This window comes from Mesorhizobium tamadayense (genome assembly GCF_003863365.1).
GTDB classification, from domain to species: Bacteria; Pseudomonadota; Alphaproteobacteria; order Rhizobiales; family Rhizobiaceae; genus Mesorhizobium; species Mesorhizobium tamadayense.
On record NZ_RQXT01000231.1, the window covers coordinates 1 to 508 of the forward strand.

Annotated in this window: 1 pseudogene; it reads right to left on the reverse strand. The window is 66.7% G+C overall.

Annotated elements, in window-relative coordinates:
* Positions 1 to 508, reverse strand: a pseudogene (locus tag EH240_RS37440) (succinate--CoA ligase subunit alpha); the annotation flags it as partial.

The following is a 508-nucleotide window of genomic DNA, read 5'->3' on the forward strand; positions in this document are numbered from 1 at the left end:
GCCGCCGATCTCGCCGATCATCACCACCGCGTCGGTCTCGTCGTCCTGCTCGAACAGTTTCAGGATGTCCTTGAAGGACGAGCCGTTGATCGGATCGCCGCCGATGCCGACGCTGGTCGACACGCCGATGCCGAGCGCCTTCATCTGCGAGGCGGCCTCATAACCCAGCGTGCCGGAGCGGCCGACGATGCCGACGCGGCCGGGGAGGTAGATGCTGCCCGGCATGATGCCCATCAGCGCCTGTCCGGGCGTGATGACGCCGGCGCAGTTCGGGCCGACCAGCCGCATGCGGTCCTCGAAGCGGTAGCGGCGCATGTAGCGCTTGACCTGCATCATGTCCTGCGAGGGGATGCCGTCGGTGATGCAGACGCAAAGCTTTATGCCGGCATCCGCCGCCTCCATGATCGAATCGGCGGCAAACGGCGGTGGCACGAAGACGATGCTGGCTTCGGCGCGGGTCTCGCGCACCGCGCCCTTGACGGTGTTGAAGACGGGCAGGCCGAGATGT